The sequence below is a fragment of the Flavobacterium noncentrifugens genome (genome assembly GCF_900100375.1).
Classification (GTDB): Bacteria; Bacteroidota; Bacteroidia; order Flavobacteriales; family Flavobacteriaceae; genus Flavobacterium; species Flavobacterium noncentrifugens.
This window is the reverse complement of record NZ_FNEZ01000002.1, coordinates 771,491-787,367: the sequence shown is the minus strand read 5'-3', so window position 1 is coordinate 787,367 and position 15,877 is coordinate 771,491. Positions and strand designations below refer to the sequence as shown.

The 15,877-nt window shown below is 39.8% G+C and carries 15 protein-coding genes; 2 read left to right on the top strand and 13 right to left on the bottom strand.

Going from position 1 to position 15,877, the window contains the following annotated elements:
* Positions 1–61: 61 nt before the first annotated feature.
* The 9 genes from BLS32_RS08260 to BLS32_RS08220 form a co-directional block, all read right to left on the bottom strand.
* Complete coding sequence (locus tag BLS32_RS08260; RefSeq protein ID WP_091393917.1) at positions 62–1,972, bottom strand: T9SS type A sorting domain-containing protein; 1,911 nt, start codon at positions 1,970–1,972, stop codon at positions 62–64.
* Positions 1,973–2,125: 153 nt separating this feature from the next.
* Positions 2,126–3,319, bottom strand: a complete 1,194-nt coding sequence (gene fabV / locus BLS32_RS08255) for an enoyl-ACP reductase FabV (RefSeq protein WP_091393914.1) — start codon at positions 3,317–3,319, stop codon at positions 2,126–2,128.
* 73 nt (positions 3,320–3,392) lie between these two features.
* Positions 3,393–5,045 (bottom strand): DNA repair protein RecN, encoded by a 1,653-nt coding sequence (gene recN, locus BLS32_RS08250; protein ID WP_091393911.1) that lies wholly within the window; start codon positions 5,043–5,045, stop codon positions 3,393–3,395.
* Positions 5,046–5,071: 26 nt separating this feature from the next.
* Positions 5,072–5,959 (bottom strand): type IX secretion system protein PorD, encoded by an 888-nt coding sequence (gene porD, locus BLS32_RS08245; RefSeq protein WP_091393910.1) that lies wholly within the window; start codon positions 5,957–5,959, stop codon positions 5,072–5,074.
* A complete protein-coding gene (gene coaBC, locus BLS32_RS08240) occupies positions 5,952–7,160 on the bottom strand; it encodes a bifunctional phosphopantothenoylcysteine decarboxylase/phosphopantothenate--cysteine ligase CoaBC (RefSeq protein WP_091393908.1) in 1,209 nt (402 codons plus the stop codon). Before coaBC ends, porD begins: the two co-directional genes overlap by 8 nt.
* 7 nt (positions 7,161–7,167) lie before the next feature.
* The gene (locus BLS32_RS08235) at positions 7,168–7,485 is read right to left on the bottom strand and encodes a DNA-directed RNA polymerase subunit omega (RefSeq protein WP_091393905.1); all 318 of its coding nucleotides are present in this window, start codon (positions 7,483–7,485) and stop codon (positions 7,168–7,170) included.
* 8 nt (positions 7,486–7,493) lie between these two features.
* Positions 7,494–8,288, bottom strand: a complete 795-nt coding sequence (locus BLS32_RS08230; protein ID WP_091393902.1) for an outer membrane protein assembly factor BamD — start codon at positions 8,286–8,288, stop codon at positions 7,494–7,496.
* Positions 8,289–8,425: 137 nt separating this feature from the next.
* Complete coding sequence (dapA, locus tag BLS32_RS08225; protein WP_091393901.1) at positions 8,426–9,307, bottom strand: 4-hydroxy-tetrahydrodipicolinate synthase; 882 nt, start codon at positions 9,305–9,307, stop codon at positions 8,426–8,428.
* A gap of 3 nt (positions 9,308–9,310) precedes the next feature.
* Entirely contained in the window at positions 9,311–9,829 is a 519-nt protein-coding gene (locus BLS32_RS08220; protein WP_091393897.1) for a DUF6913 domain-containing protein, read from the bottom strand.
* Between the two features lie 48 nt (positions 9,830–9,877).
* On the opposite strand from BLS32_RS08220, the gene BLS32_RS08215 reads away from it, so the two are divergent.
* Both BLS32_RS08215 and BLS32_RS08210 read left to right on the top strand, forming a co-directional pair.
* Positions 9,878–10,654 carry a 5'-nucleotidase C-terminal domain-containing protein gene (locus BLS32_RS08215; RefSeq protein ID WP_091393892.1) on the top strand — a complete coding sequence of 259 codons (777 nt, stop codon included), beginning with the start codon at positions 9,878–9,880 and terminating at the stop codon, positions 10,652–10,654.
* 92 nt (positions 10,655–10,746) lie between these two features.
* Entirely contained in the window at positions 10,747–11,658 is a 912-nt protein-coding gene (locus BLS32_RS08210; protein WP_091393890.1) for a bifunctional metallophosphatase/5'-nucleotidase, read from the top strand.
* Here BLS32_RS08210 and BLS32_RS08205 read toward each other — a convergent pair.
* The 4 genes from BLS32_RS08205 to ligA all read right to left on the bottom strand — a co-directional run bounded on the left by BLS32_RS08205 (position 11,645) and on the right by ligA (position 15,856).
* On the bottom strand, positions 11,645–12,340 hold the full coding sequence (locus BLS32_RS08205) for a hypothetical protein (RefSeq protein ID WP_091393887.1): 696 nt from the start codon (positions 12,338–12,340) through the stop codon (positions 11,645–11,647). The genes BLS32_RS08210 and BLS32_RS08205 overlap by 14 nt on opposite strands.
* A gap of 126 nt (positions 12,341–12,466) precedes the next feature.
* Complete coding sequence (locus tag BLS32_RS18275) at positions 12,467–12,844, bottom strand: hypothetical protein (protein WP_139171713.1); 378 nt, start codon at positions 12,842–12,844, stop codon at positions 12,467–12,469.
* A gap of 320 nt (positions 12,845–13,164) precedes the next feature.
* Positions 13,165–13,863, bottom strand: a complete 699-nt coding sequence (locus BLS32_RS08195) for a lysoplasmalogenase family protein (RefSeq protein WP_091393881.1) — start codon at positions 13,861–13,863, stop codon at positions 13,165–13,167.
* Positions 13,853–15,856: an NAD-dependent DNA ligase LigA gene (gene ligA / locus BLS32_RS08190; protein ID WP_091393878.1), complete on the bottom strand. Its 2,004-nt coding sequence runs from the start codon at positions 15,854–15,856 to the stop codon at positions 13,853–13,855. Before ligA ends, BLS32_RS08195 begins: the two co-directional genes overlap by 11 nt.
* Positions 15,857–15,877 lie beyond the last annotated feature (21 nt).

Sequence of the window (15,877 nt, the reverse complement as noted above, 5' to 3'; positions counted from 1 at the left end):
TTTATAAAATAAAAAAGCCGTCAGAATCTGACGGCTTAATCAATTTATTTGCAATTGTAAATTACATTTTTATAATCTTAATTGTTTTAGTTTCGTTTCCAGAAGCTACTTTAACAATGTAAGTTCCGCCATTCAAAGAAGAAACGTCAATTTTTCCAGTTGTCGCATTAACCGACTTAGAAAGTACTTGCTGCCCTAACATATTAAATACTGCTACGTTAGTAATGTTTTTTGTATAAGACACGTTTAAAACATCAGCAACAGGGTTTGGATATGACTTAAATTCAGAATTTGTGAAAGATGTCGCAGCCAAAGCTGAAGAAACTGAAAGTGAAAATGGCCCTTCTGGGTTATCTGTAGATCCACTAAATTGAGCAACGTTTACAAAATAAGTAGTCCCAACTTCAGTAGCAGCTACCGTAACAGTTTCACCACCATCAGTTCCACCATCATCTGCGCTTCCAGCACACGTAAATTCGCCACATGTTCCAGTGTAAACGCTAAGTTCAGGATCCCATCCAACTATTTCACTAATTGCAACTGTAATATCTGCTCCATCACCAGTGAATGTATACCAAACTCCGTCGTTTGCCCCAAAAGCACATGCCGCAACGAATCCGTCATTATTTGTAGCAGCAGTTGCGTCCTGTGCATTTGTATATGGTAAAGATTCGATCGCTGTAGCTGTTGCACAACTATCATTTTCAGGAAGTTCAGCAGGAACATACGTATCTAATGAAATTGTAAAAGGCCCTTCTGGATTATCAGTAGTACCGTTATAATGTCCTACATTTACGTAATAAACAACTCCAACTTCTGAAGTGAAACCAAAAGTTTCATCATCAGAATTGCCTCCATTATCTTTGAAACCTACACAAGTAAAATCTCCACATGTTCCAGTATACACACCAATTTCAGGATCCCAACCTTCAACATTAGTAAGGTTTACAGAAATACCTGTACCGTCTCCTGTAAAAGTATACCACACACCATCATTCATTCCAGTACCGCAAGTTGTAATTGTACCATCATTATTTGACGCAGTAGTCGCATCTTGTGTATTGGTGTAAGGCAAACCATCCACTACAATTGCATCAGCACACGCATCATTTGCAGGCGGAAGCGCTCTGGTTGTAAAAGTTAATGTGTTCCATGGCCCGTAAATACCACCACAGTCTGTTCTTACATGGAAATAATAAACGGTCTCCGGAGTTAAATCCGTTGCAGAAAAAGTAGCTTCAGTAATTGGAGTTCCGTCAGCTGGCGCAGCTTCCATTTCATCAAGTGCATATTGGTAACCTGCAACACCCGATACAGCTGTCCATGTTAAATTAGCACTATCTTCAAGTATGTCTGCAACAGCCAGGTTTGTTATTCCAGAACATGCTACTGACATCAATGTTGGTGAATCAAAGCAAAATCCATAATTCCAGGCTGCTCCATCCGGATCATCATCGTAAAAAATCCTGTATTTAAAACCTGATAATTGTGTGGAAGTAAAATTCGAAATGTCCAATCCCGCAGTTACGTGCGTAGTTTTTGTAGCTGAACAAAAATTATCTGTTGCTGATCCATTGTCAGGAACATTATCACCTGTCCAAGCAACCCAGGCAGATGCGTCTGCGTCCCAGTATTGAAACTGCAATACATCATTTGCATACTTGTTAAAAGCATAAGAAACAGAAATTTCCAATGATTTTTCATTGGCACTAAAAGCCGCGTTTAAATCAATGATGGGTGATTCAGCAGCAATATGATCTTCATTTGCTAAAGTAGAGCTACCCGAATCGTCATCGTCAAAAGCAAAATTTGCAGTTGTTGTAGGATCTGCTTCAAAAGCCAAAGGATCTGGATTGTATTCACCTGTAATAGTCCAGTTTGCATTAGGCCAGCCTGCAGGTTCGTTTAAGACCTGCGCATCAACCTGGCTGCATAGCGCCATGATAAATGCGAAAGAGTAGATTTTTTTCATGTTGTTATTGTTAAAGTTTATATAAAGGCTAAGATACTAAAACTTTTAGAAGCTTTTTAAATTTTAACGCAGAAATAAACACAAAAAAACCGTTCTGTTAAAAACGGTTTGAAATGTATTAATTTTAGATCTACTTATAGGAAATCTTTCAGATTACTCAGGGATACTATCAACTTTGACCATTTCATTGGCTTCCTTTTTATAATCGACAGCTGCGAAATCAAAGCCGAAAAGTTGGTAAAAATCTTTTCGGTAACCTTCCAAATCACCTATTTCCGCCAGATTTTCTGTCGTTGCATTTTTCCACAGTTCAGCTACTTTTTCCTGAATGTCATCACGCATTTCCCAATCATCTATTCTGATCCGGCCTTTTTCATCTGTAGGAACTTCTTTTCCGGCATACAATCTTTGGGAATACAAACGCTGGATTTGCTCAATGGTTCCTTCATGTACGCCTTCGGCTTTCATGATTTTATACAACAACGAAATGTATAATGGAATCACCGGAATTGCAGAACTGGCTTGCGTGACCAATGCCTTATTCACCGAAACATAAGCTTTTCCGTGAATGTCTTTTAAACTATCCGTGATTGAAAACGCAGTAGCTTCCAAATCATCTTTCGCACGACCAATCGTTCCTTTTCTGTAAACCGGCTCTGTAACTGCCGGCCCAATGTAAGAATAAGCAATCGTTAAAGCGCCGTCGGCAAGCAAGTTTGCATCTTTCAATGCCTTCATCCACATCGTCCAATCTTCACCGCCCATGACGGCAACCGTATTTTCTATGTCTTCGTCTTTAGCGGGTTCTATTGAAACTTCCGATACTTTACCTGAATGGAAATCAACCGTTTTATTCGTATAAGTCGTTCCGATTGGTTTCAAAACCGACCTATGCGTAATTCCCGTGACCGGATTTGTTCTCACCGGTGAAGCCAGGCTATAAATAACAAGATCAACCTGTCCCAAATCTTTTTTGATCAATGCAAGTGTTTCGTCTTTAATTTCGTTTGAAAACGCATCCCCATTGATGCTTTTTGCATACAAACCTGCTTCTTGAGCGAATTTTTCAAATGCGGCAGAATTGTACCAGCCCGGCGATGCTGTTTTTCCTACAACAGGAGGTTTTTCAAAAAATACACCGATCGTTGCAGCATCAGATCCAAAGGCACTTGTAATTCTTGATGCAAGGCCAAAACCTGTTGACGCACCAATGACTAGCACTTTTTTTGCGCCTTCAATCGCGCCTTTTGACTTCACATAATCGATTTGATTTTTCACATTTGCTTCTGCTCCGTCAGGATGTGCAGTCAGGCAAATAAAGCCTCTCATTCTTGGTTCTATAATCATAAAAGTGGAATTATATTTTCTTTGAAAAAGTTGTAATTGGTGTTAATCCGAAAACAAATATACCTTGTTTTTATCAGTTCAGCAAAGCTTTCGCGTGATTTATGGCCGAATCAGAAACGGCGCTGCCCGAAAGCATTTGGGCTATTTCTGTAATCCTTTCGTCTTTGGAAAGCAGTTTTAAAGCCGTAGTGGTCTGATTGTCTGCGGTTGTTTTGAACACTTTAAAATGGTCGTTTCCTTTGGCAGCGATCTGAGGCAAATGCGTGATGGCCAAAACCTGCATCTGCAGACTCATATCCTTCATGATCTCACCCATTTTATCTGCAATTTCGCCCGAAACCCCGGTGTCAATTTCATCAAAAATAATGGTGGGAAGCTTTGAATATTGTGCGAGAATTGCTTTTGTAGCCAACATGATCCTCGACATTTCACCGCCGGAAGCTACTTTTTTGAGAAGTCCAAAATCGGAACCTGCATTTGCAGAAAATAAAAACTGCAGTTCGTCCTTTCCATTATTCAGGTAGGATTCGGTCGGGCTGACTTCAATTTTGAAACGCACATTCGGCATGCCGAGCAACAATAAGATTTCTGCCCATTTTTTAGTCAGCACCGGAATCGCAGTTTCCCTGTTTTTATAGATCGAAACGGCAATTGCATCTAAATCTGAAGCGGTTTTTGCCAATGATTCTTCGAGTTTTTTGATATCGGTTTCCAGTGTCGATGCAGACAAGGCTTTATTGTCTAAATCGTTTTGGATTTCCAGTAATTCCGAAACAGTCGAAACCTGGTGTTTTTTCTGAAGGTTGTAAATCATTTGCAGTTTCTGATTTACGAGTTCGAGTTGCTGCGGATCGTGAACTAGGTTTTCACTGAATTTATTAATCTCATCCGAAATATCATCAAATTCAATGGCCACACTGTTCAAACGCTCAAAAATCGATTGGTATTCTTTTGAAAACCCCGAAATTTTCTGCAATGCCGTTTTGATTTCTTTTAGATTCTGGATCACGCCAAACTGTTCCTCACTGGCTACAGCCAGCGATTTATAAAGATTTTCCTTGATAAATTCTACATTATTCAATTGCTCGAATAAAGACTCCAATTCGGTTTGATCTTCGGATTTTAATTGTGCTGCGAGCAATTCTTCCAATAAAAAAGCATTGTAATCCTGTTCTTTCAAGATGGCTTTTAATGATTCGTTTAGATTCGCTAAAGCAGATTTGTCTTTTTTATAGGCTTTTAAAAGTTTTGAATAATTGGATAGAAATGCCTGGTTTGAACCCACGGCATCGATGATCCTGAACTGGAAATCATCTTCAGACAATTCCTGTGTCTGGTGCTGCGAATGAATATCAATTAAATAGGCACTCAAATCCTGCAATTCAGCAAGGTTTACAGGCGTGTCATTGATGAAAGCGCGCGATTTTCCCGATGGCAAAATTTCACGCCTGATGATCGTATCGGATTCATAATCCAGGTCATTGGCTTCAAAAAAAGATTTTAAATCGTAAGCAGCAATATTAAAATGCGCTTCAACCACACATTTTTCTTCTTTATTTTTCAACGACGATAAATCGGCGCGTTTGCCCATAATCAATCCGAGCGCCCCGAGCAAAATCGATTTTCCCGCCCCGGTTTCCCCTGTAATAATGGAAAAACCTTCAGAAAAATCAATACCCAGCTTTTCTATCAATGCAAAATTGCTGATCGAAAGTGATGTGATCATGAATGGTAATGTTTATTATTGAAAAACTATTGTTTGATCCCGGCCCATTTAGCCGAATTCAGTGGAGAAATCCTGTTCAACGTATCGGCAAGATCAGTAACGGTCACTTGTGGGCCACCTGAAAAAATCGATACCAGCTCATCTGATTTTGCATCAAAAAAGACCCGCATCAAAAACGAGTTTGGCCTTACTTTATAAATATCGGAAAGCGTCGCAATCGCGGCTTTAATTTTTTCTTTCGCGCCTTTCTGATCGCGGTTCATGTTGTCAATGCCTTCAAAACTGTATTGGTACATGGCGTCGCGATACGGCTGGTATGTTGGCGAGAGCATGTCATTCACCAAAAAGAAACGGTTTGAATTGCCTTCGCTTCCACTCCATCCTTTGTAACCTCCGGCTTGCGCAACAGTAGCAATTTGCTGGGCCGTTTCAAGATATGGCGTTCCACCTTCGGGAGCAAATGTATCTGCATCCATGCCAATGATCATCAGACAGTAATAGGACACGACTGAAACCAGGTTTGAATCGAATGAATTTGGGTTGTAATTTAGATTCTGAAACTCCGTATAGTCAAAGTTGAATTCTTTATCGTTGAAGTTGAAAACCGGCGTCGAATAAGTCGAATTGAATCCCGGCCTTGACGATTGTACCTGTAAAGTGGCGGTAAAAGTGGATCCTGTCACAGCCGATACATTAATGAACATCGAACAATTGATGCGTTCATTATTCTTAAAACCCTGATTTGTCCAATCGGTTTTATTGATGAAATCGGTCAATGATTTTTGAAGTGTTTTGTAGACTTGCGTATTCGTTCCGCCAACCTGGTCGGCATTTACGGTAACGGTGCAATTCAGTTCCTGCGCATACGAGAAACCAACAAAAAAGATCAGTAATAAACTCAGGATTTTACGCATAATGTGCTATGATTTTATTTAGGATATCGGTTGCCACGGCTTCTTTAGATTTGAGCGCCATCGGCTCGATATTAAAATTTTTATCGATAAAGGTAACTTTATTTGTCAATTTTCCAAAACCTGCGCCTTCATCCTGTAACGAATTCAGCACGATCAGATCGAGGTTTTTCTTAATGATCTTTTGCTTGGCATGTTCGATTTCATTTTCGGTTTCCAATGCAAATCCGATCAGGAATTGGTTTTTCTTGATTTCGCCAAGCGATGCCAGAATGTCTTTTGTCTTTTCGAGCGCAATCGTAAAGTTGGCTTCCGTTTTTTTAATTTTTTGATCAGCAATATTTTTCGGACGGTAATCTGCGACAGCGGCGGCAGCAATGGCAACATCAACATTGTTAAAATATTGATGGCAGGCATCATACATTTGTTGTGCAGAAACCACCGGAACCAATTTAATCCTGGAACCCTGAACTTTTAAATGTGTAGGCCCCGAAATCAGAATGACTTCTGCACCTAAATCTGCGGCAGCATTTGCAATGTCAAAACCCATTTTGCCAGATGAATGATTGCTGATAAAACGCACCGGATCGATCGCTTCGTATGTTGGCCCGGCAGTAATTAAGATTTTTTTTCCTTTGAGCGGCATTTTGCTTTCGAGATCTGCTTCGATGAATGCCACGATATTTTCAGGTTCCGCCATTCGGCCTTCGCCGGACAATCCGCTGGCGAGCTCGCCATTTTCTGCAGGAATCATGATGTTTCCAAACTGTTGCAAGGCTTTAAAACTCTGCAAAGTCGATTCGTGCCTGTACATATCAAGATCCATTGCCGGAGCAAAATACACCGGGGATTTGGCCGACAAATACGTCGCAATCAATAAATTATCAGAATTTCCCGTTGCCATTTTTGAAAGCGTGTTGGCGGTTGCGGGTGCAATAAGCATCAAATCGGCCCAAAGGCCAAGTTCAACATGATTATTCCATTGGGCATTCTCGTCCTTTTCATCAAAGAAACTCGAATGAACGGGATTTTTGGAAAGTGTGGATAAAGTCAGCGGTGTGACAAAATCCTTAGAAGCAGGCGTCATGATCACTCTGACCTCGGCGCCTGCTTTTATGAATAACCTGACCAGTGGTGCAGTTTTATAAGCGGCAATTCCACCAGAAATGCCCAGTACTATTTTTTTACCGCTTAATGCTGACATGCTTGTCTTATTTTGTAGTATCTCTATGGTAAATTTTACCGTCAAGCCATTCCTGAACTGCTAATGCATGCGGTTTTGGCAATTTTTCGTAGAATTTAGACACTTCGATTTGTTCTTTATTTTCAAAAACCTCTTCCAAAGAATCGTTGTAAGTAGCAAATTCTTCCAGTTTCTCAGTCAGTTCTTTTTTGATCTCAGAGTTGATCTGATTTGCTCTTTTAGCCATAATTGTTATCGCTTCATACACATTTCCGGTTGGTTCCTCAATGACACTTTTGTTGTAAGTGATCGTATTTACCGGAGCATTCGTCTTTTTTAAATCCATGACTTTGTTTATTTAGAAAATTGTTGTAAATCCTTGTCTATTCTGGCCAGCATGTCGTCGGCTTTTGCTTTATGGGAAGTTGATGGATTGAATTTCACCAAATTTCCATGAGCGATTTTTGCATTGTTGAGCCTTTCTTCCATTTTGGCAGGCACACTATTGATGGCAAGTTTGTAGGCCGAATCGAACTTGTAAAATAAGGCTTCTTCCTTGAATTGTGTACCGGGATAATCGGCAATGAAATTATCCAGTGCTACGATCGCCGATTTGAAATCGGAAATTGTATTGTATTGCTTCGCATTTTCAAAAACCTTTTTTTCAATTTTATCAGTCAGGGTTTTTAATGTAGTATTTGCTTCTGCAAAGTAAGGTGAATTCGGATACGTATCGATAAAATTCTGCAATTTGCCGATCGCTTTATTTGTATCTGTCTGATCCAAACTATAAACCGGCGACAGCATTGAGTAGCTTTTGGCGCCTAAATATGCCGCTTCTTCTACTTTTTCGCTTTTCGGATAACCTGAAACAAAACTTTCGAACTGATAGCCGGAAAGGTAATATTGTTCGGTCTTGTAATACGATTGTGCGAATAGGTAAAACATTTTTTCTGCCTGTGGCTTTCCGCGATATGCTGGCGCTATTTGTTCGAAAAGACGAATCGCTTTGTTGTATTTTCCTTTGTCATATTGCTTGATCGCGACGTCAAACTTCTTGGCCGGATCTTCAGATTTCAATGCTTTTTGGTATTCGCTGCAAGAGCTGAACAAGATGCAAATGAACAATACAGATAAAAATTTCTTCATTATTTGTTTTTAGTTTTCTTGATTTATAAGGCTTTACCGCCTCAAAAACCTCCCGAAACGTCGGGAGCAAATTTAGTTATTAATTAGAGACTACAAAATATTTTTTTGCCAATTAAAATACAAGAGATTTTAGTCGATCAGCCGTTGATTTTCTTAATAAAAGTTGCTATTCTGGAGGCCAGGTTTTCGTCGGCAGAAACCAATGGCAAACGCACGGTATTTTCAGACAATCCGAGCAGTTTGAATATTTCCTTGATTCCGGCGGGATTTCCCTGTTCGAAAATCAGGTCAATAACATCGGCGATCTGGTAATGCAATTCGTATGCTTCATCTGCTTTTCGCTGAAGCCCAAGTCGTACCATTTGTGAAAACTGTTTTGGAAAACCTTCACCAATGACTGAAATTACGCCGCTTCCGCCAGCCAAAACCATTGGAAGCGTAATCATATCGTCGCCTGAAATCACAAGGAAATCTTTAGGTTTGTTCTGGATCAGCCTCATAGCCTGGACAATATCACCGGCCGCTTCTTTGATCGCCACTACATTTTTAAAATCTTTTGCCAGGCGAATCACCGTTGAAGGCAGCATATTACTGGCTGTTCTTCCCGGAACATTGTATAAAATCACCGGAATTGGCGACGCTTCAGCAATTGCTTTAAAATGCTGGTAAATGCCCTCCTGGGTTGGTTTATTGTAATATGGAGAAACTGAAAGCACCGCAGTAAATTTTGAGAAGTCACGCGATTTAAGTTCTGCAACCACTTCAGCGGTGTTGTTTCCGCCGACACCTAGCACCAACGGCAATTTCCCGTTGTTGGCTTCGATGACCGTTTCGATGACAAGCTCTTTTTCGTCAGAGGTCAACGTTGCAGCTTCTGCCGTCGTACCCAAAACCACTAGGTAATTGATGCCGTTTTCAATCTGGAAAGCAACAATTTTTTTTAACGCGTCAACGTCAACTGAAAAATCTTTTTTGAATGGGGTAACCAGCGCAACTCCGGTTCCAATGAGTGATTGCATATCTTATATTTTGTTTAGTATTTTGAGGTATTTGAACAATTCGTCAACAAAAACCTTGTAATTTTCTGCATTTGTGTTGATCATGAAATGGTTCAGTTTTTTATCTATCGATGAAAAACCGACTTTAAATTTTGCTTTCGACTGGTTTGTTACCAACAACAATGCGGCTTTTTCGGTATCGTAATAATTGATTAATAAATCGAATTTTTTGGCGATGAAATCCTTTACTTCAGATTTGTCGAATGTTGCCGCCCAGCTTAAATCTTTATGGCTAAAAACCGGATAATCAAACGATTCGTTTTTCGGGATCTTATTTTTAAAAACCAGAATACTGATTTGGCTTTCGTAGATTCCGTTGCTTATTAATTCCTGAACCAGCGCATCTTTTTCATAAAAATAACTTTCATCGAAAATGATCCCAACGGTTTTTATCTTGGCTTCAGTATCACTATGCTTGACATTTGATAAACTTTTCTTAACTGTTTTTTGGGTAAAAAAATTCTTTATGTAATTTAAAAACATACTACTTTTACATGGTTTACAAATTTAATCAAATAAGCAGATTTTCGGATGGTAAATCTAAAAAACTATAACGTTGGAATAAAGTTTTTTGTTTTATTCTTAACATTTAATTTAACCCTTTCCTGCAGCCAGCAAAAACTATATGTTACTAAGGTTGAAGGCAGGGAAATTGGGATCACCGATAAAAATACGGGCGTTGCATCTATTGAGAATTTCATCAAGCCGTACCGTGAAAATATTGACAAAGATTTAAATGCGCCGCTGGCTTATGCACCGCAAACTTTAGATAAAAACGGCCAATGGCAATCGACGATCGGAAACCTGATGTCTGATGTGACTTTAGCAAAATGCAACCCGATTTTCTTGTCGAGAGAGAAAAAACCCATTGACATTTGTTTGTTAAATCATGGCGGAATCCGTTCGATCATAGGGCTGGGCGTTGTCACTGCAAGAACCGCTTACGAGATCATGCCGTTTGAAAACACCGCTTACGTTGTGGCTTTAAAAGGCGAACAAATTCTTGAAATGGTCAATTACATTATTTCAGAGAAAAAGCCGCATCCGTTGTCGGGAATGACTTTTACGATTGGAAAAGACAATGTGGCGAAGAGCATCATGATCCAGAAAAAACCATTTGATATCAACGCTACTTATTATGTCGTGACTTCGGATTATTTGATCAATGGCGGTGACAATATGAATTTCTTTAAGAAAGCGACGGCAAAATACGATTTGGATTACAAACTTAGAAACGTGCTGATCGATTACTTTAAAGAAACCGATACGATTCCGCTTATCAACGATAAAAGGATTAATGTTGAATAATTTACAACTGGCCTAGCCCCGATTGAGACGGCATCCTTTGTGAGGCACGAACAAAGATAGAGGCGAAAGCGGGAAATAGCTCCTGAACAAAAATGGAAAGAAGAGAATTCATACAAAAAACGGCTGCCGGAACTGCATTGGTGGGTTTGGGGTTGTCATTGAGCAGTTTTAAAACGGTTGCCACAAAACATCTGACGATTTTGCATACGAATGATGTGCACAGTTATATTGATCCGTTTCCGCCGACGCACCCAAAAAACCCGAATATGGGCGGCGTGGCGCGGCGTGCAGCTTTGATTGAAAGCATTAAAAAGGAAAACCCGAATGTGCTTTTGCTCGATGCTGGCGACGTTTTTCAGGGCACGCCTTACTTTAATTATTATGGCGGCGAACTCGAATTTAAGCTGATGAGCATGATGCAATATGACTTGGCGACAATGGGAAACCACGATTTTGACAATGGCATCGACGGGTTTTATGCGCAATTGCCGAATGCGAAATTTGACTTTGTTTCGGCGAATTATGATTTTAAGAATACGGTGCTGAACGGCGTTGTAAAACCGTATAAAATCTTCGATAAAGACGGGATAAAAGTCGGTGTTTTCGGACTAGGTGTAGAACTTGAAGGTTTGGTCGATAAGAAAAATTACAAAGAAACGGTTTACCATGATCCTGTTTCGGTTTCCCAGGACATGGTTCGGATTTTAAAGTATGAACAAAAATGCGACCTGGTAATTTGCCTGTCGCACATTGGGTATCAGTATAAAAATGAGCCTGATAAAATATGTGATTTGAAACTGGCTGCTTTGACGAAAGATATTGATCTGATCATTGGCGGACATACGCATACTTTCCTAGACAAGCCTACGGTTGTGAAAAATGCTGACGGAAAAGATGTGCTTGTGAACCAAGTGGGCTGTTACGGCATTAACCTTGGGCGCATTGATTTTTATATGGATTCGGATAAAAGCAAATCGGCTGCAGGAAGATCTATAGTAGTCTGATTTCTTTTTCTGCAGGTTTCTCGGATTCGATGACAAATTTGTAGAAAGCATAATGTCCGAAAGTGAAAATCAATGCCGAAATCGGCTGGAATACGATGTTCGTAATGTAATATTTCTGAAACATAAACAGAAATATCAAAACGATGAACAACAATGTACTGATTGCGAGCCATGAATTGGTCTTATTGTCTTCCATCACATAATTTGACAGGGCCAAACCTGATAATGCAGAAATCAAGACTGCATTGATCGCAGCAGGATAAAACGCTGTAGCCTCCGGATTAAGCGTTAAATTCAGCAAACACGAAAAGATAAAAAGGAACGGCAATGTGGCTACAATAAACGGCAGCAGGAAAAAAATTTTGATCAGCTTGATTACGATATAGATACAGATCATCCGATGGATCATAAACGATAGAAATCCGTAAAGCACCATATTTTCTGCAGTAAACATAAAGGAGATGTTTGAGAGCAATGCAAACAAAAGGCTCAGGACATAAATGGGATTTCTGACTTTTGAAGTGTACAAATACAATACGATCAATGCCGGGATGAGTGTTGGCTTAAAAATATAAATCACAGATTTTGCTTCGAGCAATTCGGCAATTGCCAGGATTGATGCAATGGTAAAATAAATCCTGGTTATGGTAGTTTGATATTGATATGTCGCTGTCTCTTTCAAAATCCATCCTATTTATCGTTCAAATTTAATATAATATTTGAATTGCCTTGAAGAACTTGCTTTTAAACAAGATTTTTTCCTGAAAATTACAGCATTTGTACGATTTCCTATACAGTATAAATTGTTTTAGCCTGCAGAATGGCTTTCTGCAACTGATAAATTTTCCTGGGCGACCATGAATTTGCACAACAAAAACTGGGCGCCTACAAACAATATGATCGATAACGGCTGAAAAACATCCACTGACAAATAAAATAATTTGATCAGGAACAGGAATTGGGTAAATGCAAAAAACATCGCGCTTGTTACCAGATACATACTGGCTTTATCTGGTTTGAAGATATAGCTTCCCAATGCAATTCCGCTAAAAATGACCGACAATATACCTTGTATCGAAAAGGTGTAAAACCTTGTGCCCAGTTCGTCATACGTCAGGTTGATGGCAAAAAGATAAAGAAATAAAAATGGCAAACAGCCTAAAATAATCGGCAATGCTCCGGGCATTCTTATCATTTTAACCAACAGGTAAATCATAATGGCCCGAAAAACCGAGAATAATATCGAGCCGATCGTAATAAAAGGAAATGTCTTGTAAATGAAGAAGATGTTCCCAACCCATACAATCATCAATGAAAAAACAAACAACTTATTTTTTTTGCCTGATGCCCGCCAATAAATGAACATCAAAATCGGCATCAGTAAAGGTTTTGTCAAAAAAATGACCGTCTGGTCCTGAAAATATTCTGCGATTACTTCAACAAAAGCAACTAAAAAATACGCTGCAATTGCCACTGTAGAAAATTGGGCATTTTTTGAAACGGCTATCATCGTCCAATTGCTGTTGCTTGTTTCATCTTGATATGTATTTTACGATTGATCATGTATTTTACAAAGAAATAATACGACGTTAATTGCATGGCCGCATTGATGTAATTCAGTACCGGAATATGAAAATGCTGGTTGTATAAAATGTAAAATACATCTGAAATAATCGAGCAGCCACAGGCTACGAGCAGGTAAAATCCTGAAATGGTTTTTAGCGCCATAAAATTATAAATGGAAAGACAGACCAATGCCGCGAGTACAATTCCGTAAGCGATTATAGGATAAATCAGATTTTGCCTGTCTTCGGTGTGAATGTCTGTCAGCAAGGATAAAATAAACATCAAAAGCGTAAATAAAACCATCGAAAAAGCAAGCGCTGAAAAATGGATATGGGCTTTCACGGCATCTTTAAAAACAAATTTAATCATCAAAAGATAGGAGATCAGGTAAGGAACCATTGTAAATATCAGGTTATCCAATTTTAACAATACAACCGCATCCCCAATAAAAGTAAAGACAAAAAATAATGTAAACAGCAAATTTGGCCTGCGCGCAATGATCAGGTAGTAAAAATAGATAGACGGAATAATGATCGGTTTGGTGACCAGCAATAGAAATTCATTGTCTGCGACTAAGCCAACGATCGCGATGACGCTAGAGATCGTGTATAAGTATAATGCGGTCTCTTTAATTTTCATTCAATAGCTTGATAAAATCGTCTTCAGAAAGGATCTGGATTTTCAACTGGTTGGCTTTTTCTAATTTTGCCGGACCCATATTTTCGCCGGCAATGACAAAATCGGTTTTGGACGAAATCGAACTTCCTACTTTTCCACCGTTGTCTTCGATGGCTTTTTTGAGGTCGTCACGCGAATATTTCTCAAATACGCCCGACACGACAAAGGTTTTTCCAATGAGTTTTTCAGTAGCATCCGGATTGGTTTTTGAAACGGCTTCCATTTGTACCCCATAACTTTTGAGTCTGTCGATAATAAACTTATTTTCCTGATTTTCAAAGAATTCGACCACACTATTTGCGATGCGCTCCCCAATTTCGTCTACAAGTACTAAATCCATGACGCTTGCCAATTCTAAAGCGTCTATTGTTTTATAATGGCGTGCCAGTTTCTTGGCTACGGTTTCCCCGACAAAACGGATTCCAAGCGCAAACAACACGCGCTCAAACGGAATTTCTTTCGATTTTTCGATGCCGTTTACCAAATTCTCTGCCGATTTTTGCGCCATTCTTTCAAGCGGCAAAATCTGTTCGACTTTCAATTCATATAAATCGGCATAATTTTGAACGAGGCCATTGTTGAATAATAAAGCCACGGTTTCTCCGCCCAAACCTTCAATATCCATGGCTTTACGTGAAATGAAATGCTGCATTCTTCCAATGATCTGTGGCGGGCAGCCGTAAAAATTCGGACAGTAATGCTGGGCTTCACCGAGCGTTCTAACCAATGCTGTCTGGCATTCGGGACAATGCGTGATGTATTTCGTTGGTTCAGAATGTTCGGGACGTTTGCTTAAATCGACTGCAATGATTTTCGGAATGATCTCGCCGCCTTTTTCTACGAATACCGTATCGTGAACGCGGATGTCGAGTTTTTCAATCTGGTCGGCGTTGTGCAACGAAGCGCGCTTGACGATCGTTCCTGCGAGTTGCACCGGCTCTAAATTGGCTACTGGCGTGATGGCTCCCGTTCTTCCAACCTGATAGGAAATCGAATTTAATCTTGTAAAAACCTGTTCTGCTTTAAATTTATAGGCGATGGCCCAGCGCGGCGCTTTTGCGGTATAACCCAATTCGTCCTGATAGTGCAGGCTGTTGACTTTTATCACAACACCGTCAGTTTCATAAGGCAAATTGTGGCGGTGCGTGTCCCAATAGTCAATAAATTGGAAAACTTCATCGAGGCTTGTGGCGAGTTGCGCTTCTTTTGGGACTTTAAAACCCCAATTTCTGGCGTGCTGCAATCCGTCGAAATGGGTTTTGAAAGGCAATTTATTTCCAACAATTGAATACAGCAAGCAATCGAGCGGACGTTTAGCAACTTCGGCACTGTCCTGTAATTTCAAACTTCCCGAAGCGGTATTTCTCGGATTGGAATAAGGCGTTTCACCAATTTCAATCAGTTCCTGGTTCATTTTTTCAAATCCGGCAAACGGCAGGATAATTTCACCGCGAATGTCGAATTTCTCTGGAAAATCACCTTTTAAATGCAACGGAACCGATTTGATGGTTTTGATGTTATTCGTCACGTTGTCGCCCTGAAAACCGTCACCTCGCGTAATGGCACGAACGAGTTTTCCGTTTTCATAAGTCATGCTGATCGATGCGCCGTCATATTTTAACTCGCACGTATATTCGATATTGACATTTCCCAAAACCCGTTGTACACGGTTTTCCCATTCAACTAAATCTTCTTTGGAATACGAATTGTCGAGCGAATACATGCGGCTGTCATGAATAACGGTTTCAAAATTTTTAGTAATCATTCCGCCCACACGCTGCGTTGGCGAATGTTCATCAAAGAATTCGGGATGGTCTTTTTCGAGTTGCTGCAACGCTTTAAGCTTTACGTCAAAATCAAAATCGGAAATCGTCGGGTTGTCCAGAACATAATAATTGTAGTTGTGCTGGTTGAGTTCGTCGCGAAGTGCCTGAATTTTTTGTTGGATGTCCATAAATTCCTGAAAAGAATAAAC

What these genes read in the sequence shown, in the direction of transcription:
- BLS32_RS08230 (WP_091393902.1), bottom strand. Translation starts at nt 8,288, where the DNA reads ATGAAGAAATTTTTATCTGTATTGTTCATTTGCATCTTGTTCAGCTCT.
- BLS32_RS08220 (WP_091393897.1), bottom strand. Translation starts at nt 9,829, where the DNA reads ATGTTTTTAAATTACATAAAGAATTTTTTTACCCAAAAAACAGTTAAG.
- porD (WP_091393910.1), bottom strand. Translation starts at nt 5,959, where the DNA reads ATGCGTAAAATCCTGAGTTTATTACTGATCTTTTTTGTTGGTTTCTCG.
- dapA (WP_091393901.1), bottom strand. Translation starts at nt 9,307, where the DNA reads ATGCAATCACTCATTGGAACCGGAGTTGCGCTGGTTACCCCATTCAAA.
- fabV (WP_091393914.1), bottom strand. Translation starts at nt 3,319, where the DNA reads ATGATTATAGAACCAAGAATGAGAGGCTTTATTTGCCTGACTGCACAT.
- BLS32_RS18275 (WP_139171713.1), bottom strand. Translation starts at nt 12,844, where the DNA reads ATGCCCGGAGCATTGCCGATTATTTTAGGCTGTTTGCCATTTTTATTT.
- BLS32_RS08195 (WP_091393881.1), bottom strand. Translation starts at nt 13,863, where the DNA reads ATGAAAATTAAAGAGACCGCATTATACTTATACACGATCTCTAGCGTC.
- recN (WP_091393911.1), bottom strand. Translation starts at nt 5,045, where the DNA reads ATGATCACATCACTTTCGATCAGCAATTTTGCATTGATAGAAAAGCTG.
- BLS32_RS08210 (WP_091393890.1), top strand. Translation starts at nt 10,747, where the DNA reads ATGGAAAGAAGAGAATTCATACAAAAAACGGCTGCCGGAACTGCATTG.
- BLS32_RS08235 (WP_091393905.1), bottom strand. Translation starts at nt 7,485, where the DNA reads ATGGATTTAAAAAAGACGAATGCTCCGGTAAATACGATCACTTACAAC.
- coaBC (WP_091393908.1), bottom strand. Translation starts at nt 7,160, where the DNA reads ATGTCAGCATTAAGCGGTAAAAAAATAGTACTGGGCATTTCTGGTGGA.
- ligA (WP_091393878.1), bottom strand. Translation starts at nt 15,856, where the DNA reads ATGGACATCCAACAAAAAATTCAGGCACTTCGCGACGAACTCAACCAG.
- BLS32_RS08260 (WP_091393917.1), bottom strand. Translation starts at nt 1,972, where the DNA reads ATGAAAAAAATCTACTCTTTCGCATTTATCATGGCGCTATGCAGCCAG.
- BLS32_RS08215 (WP_091393892.1), top strand. Translation starts at nt 9,878, where the DNA reads ATGGTAAATCTAAAAAACTATAACGTTGGAATAAAGTTTTTTGTTTTA.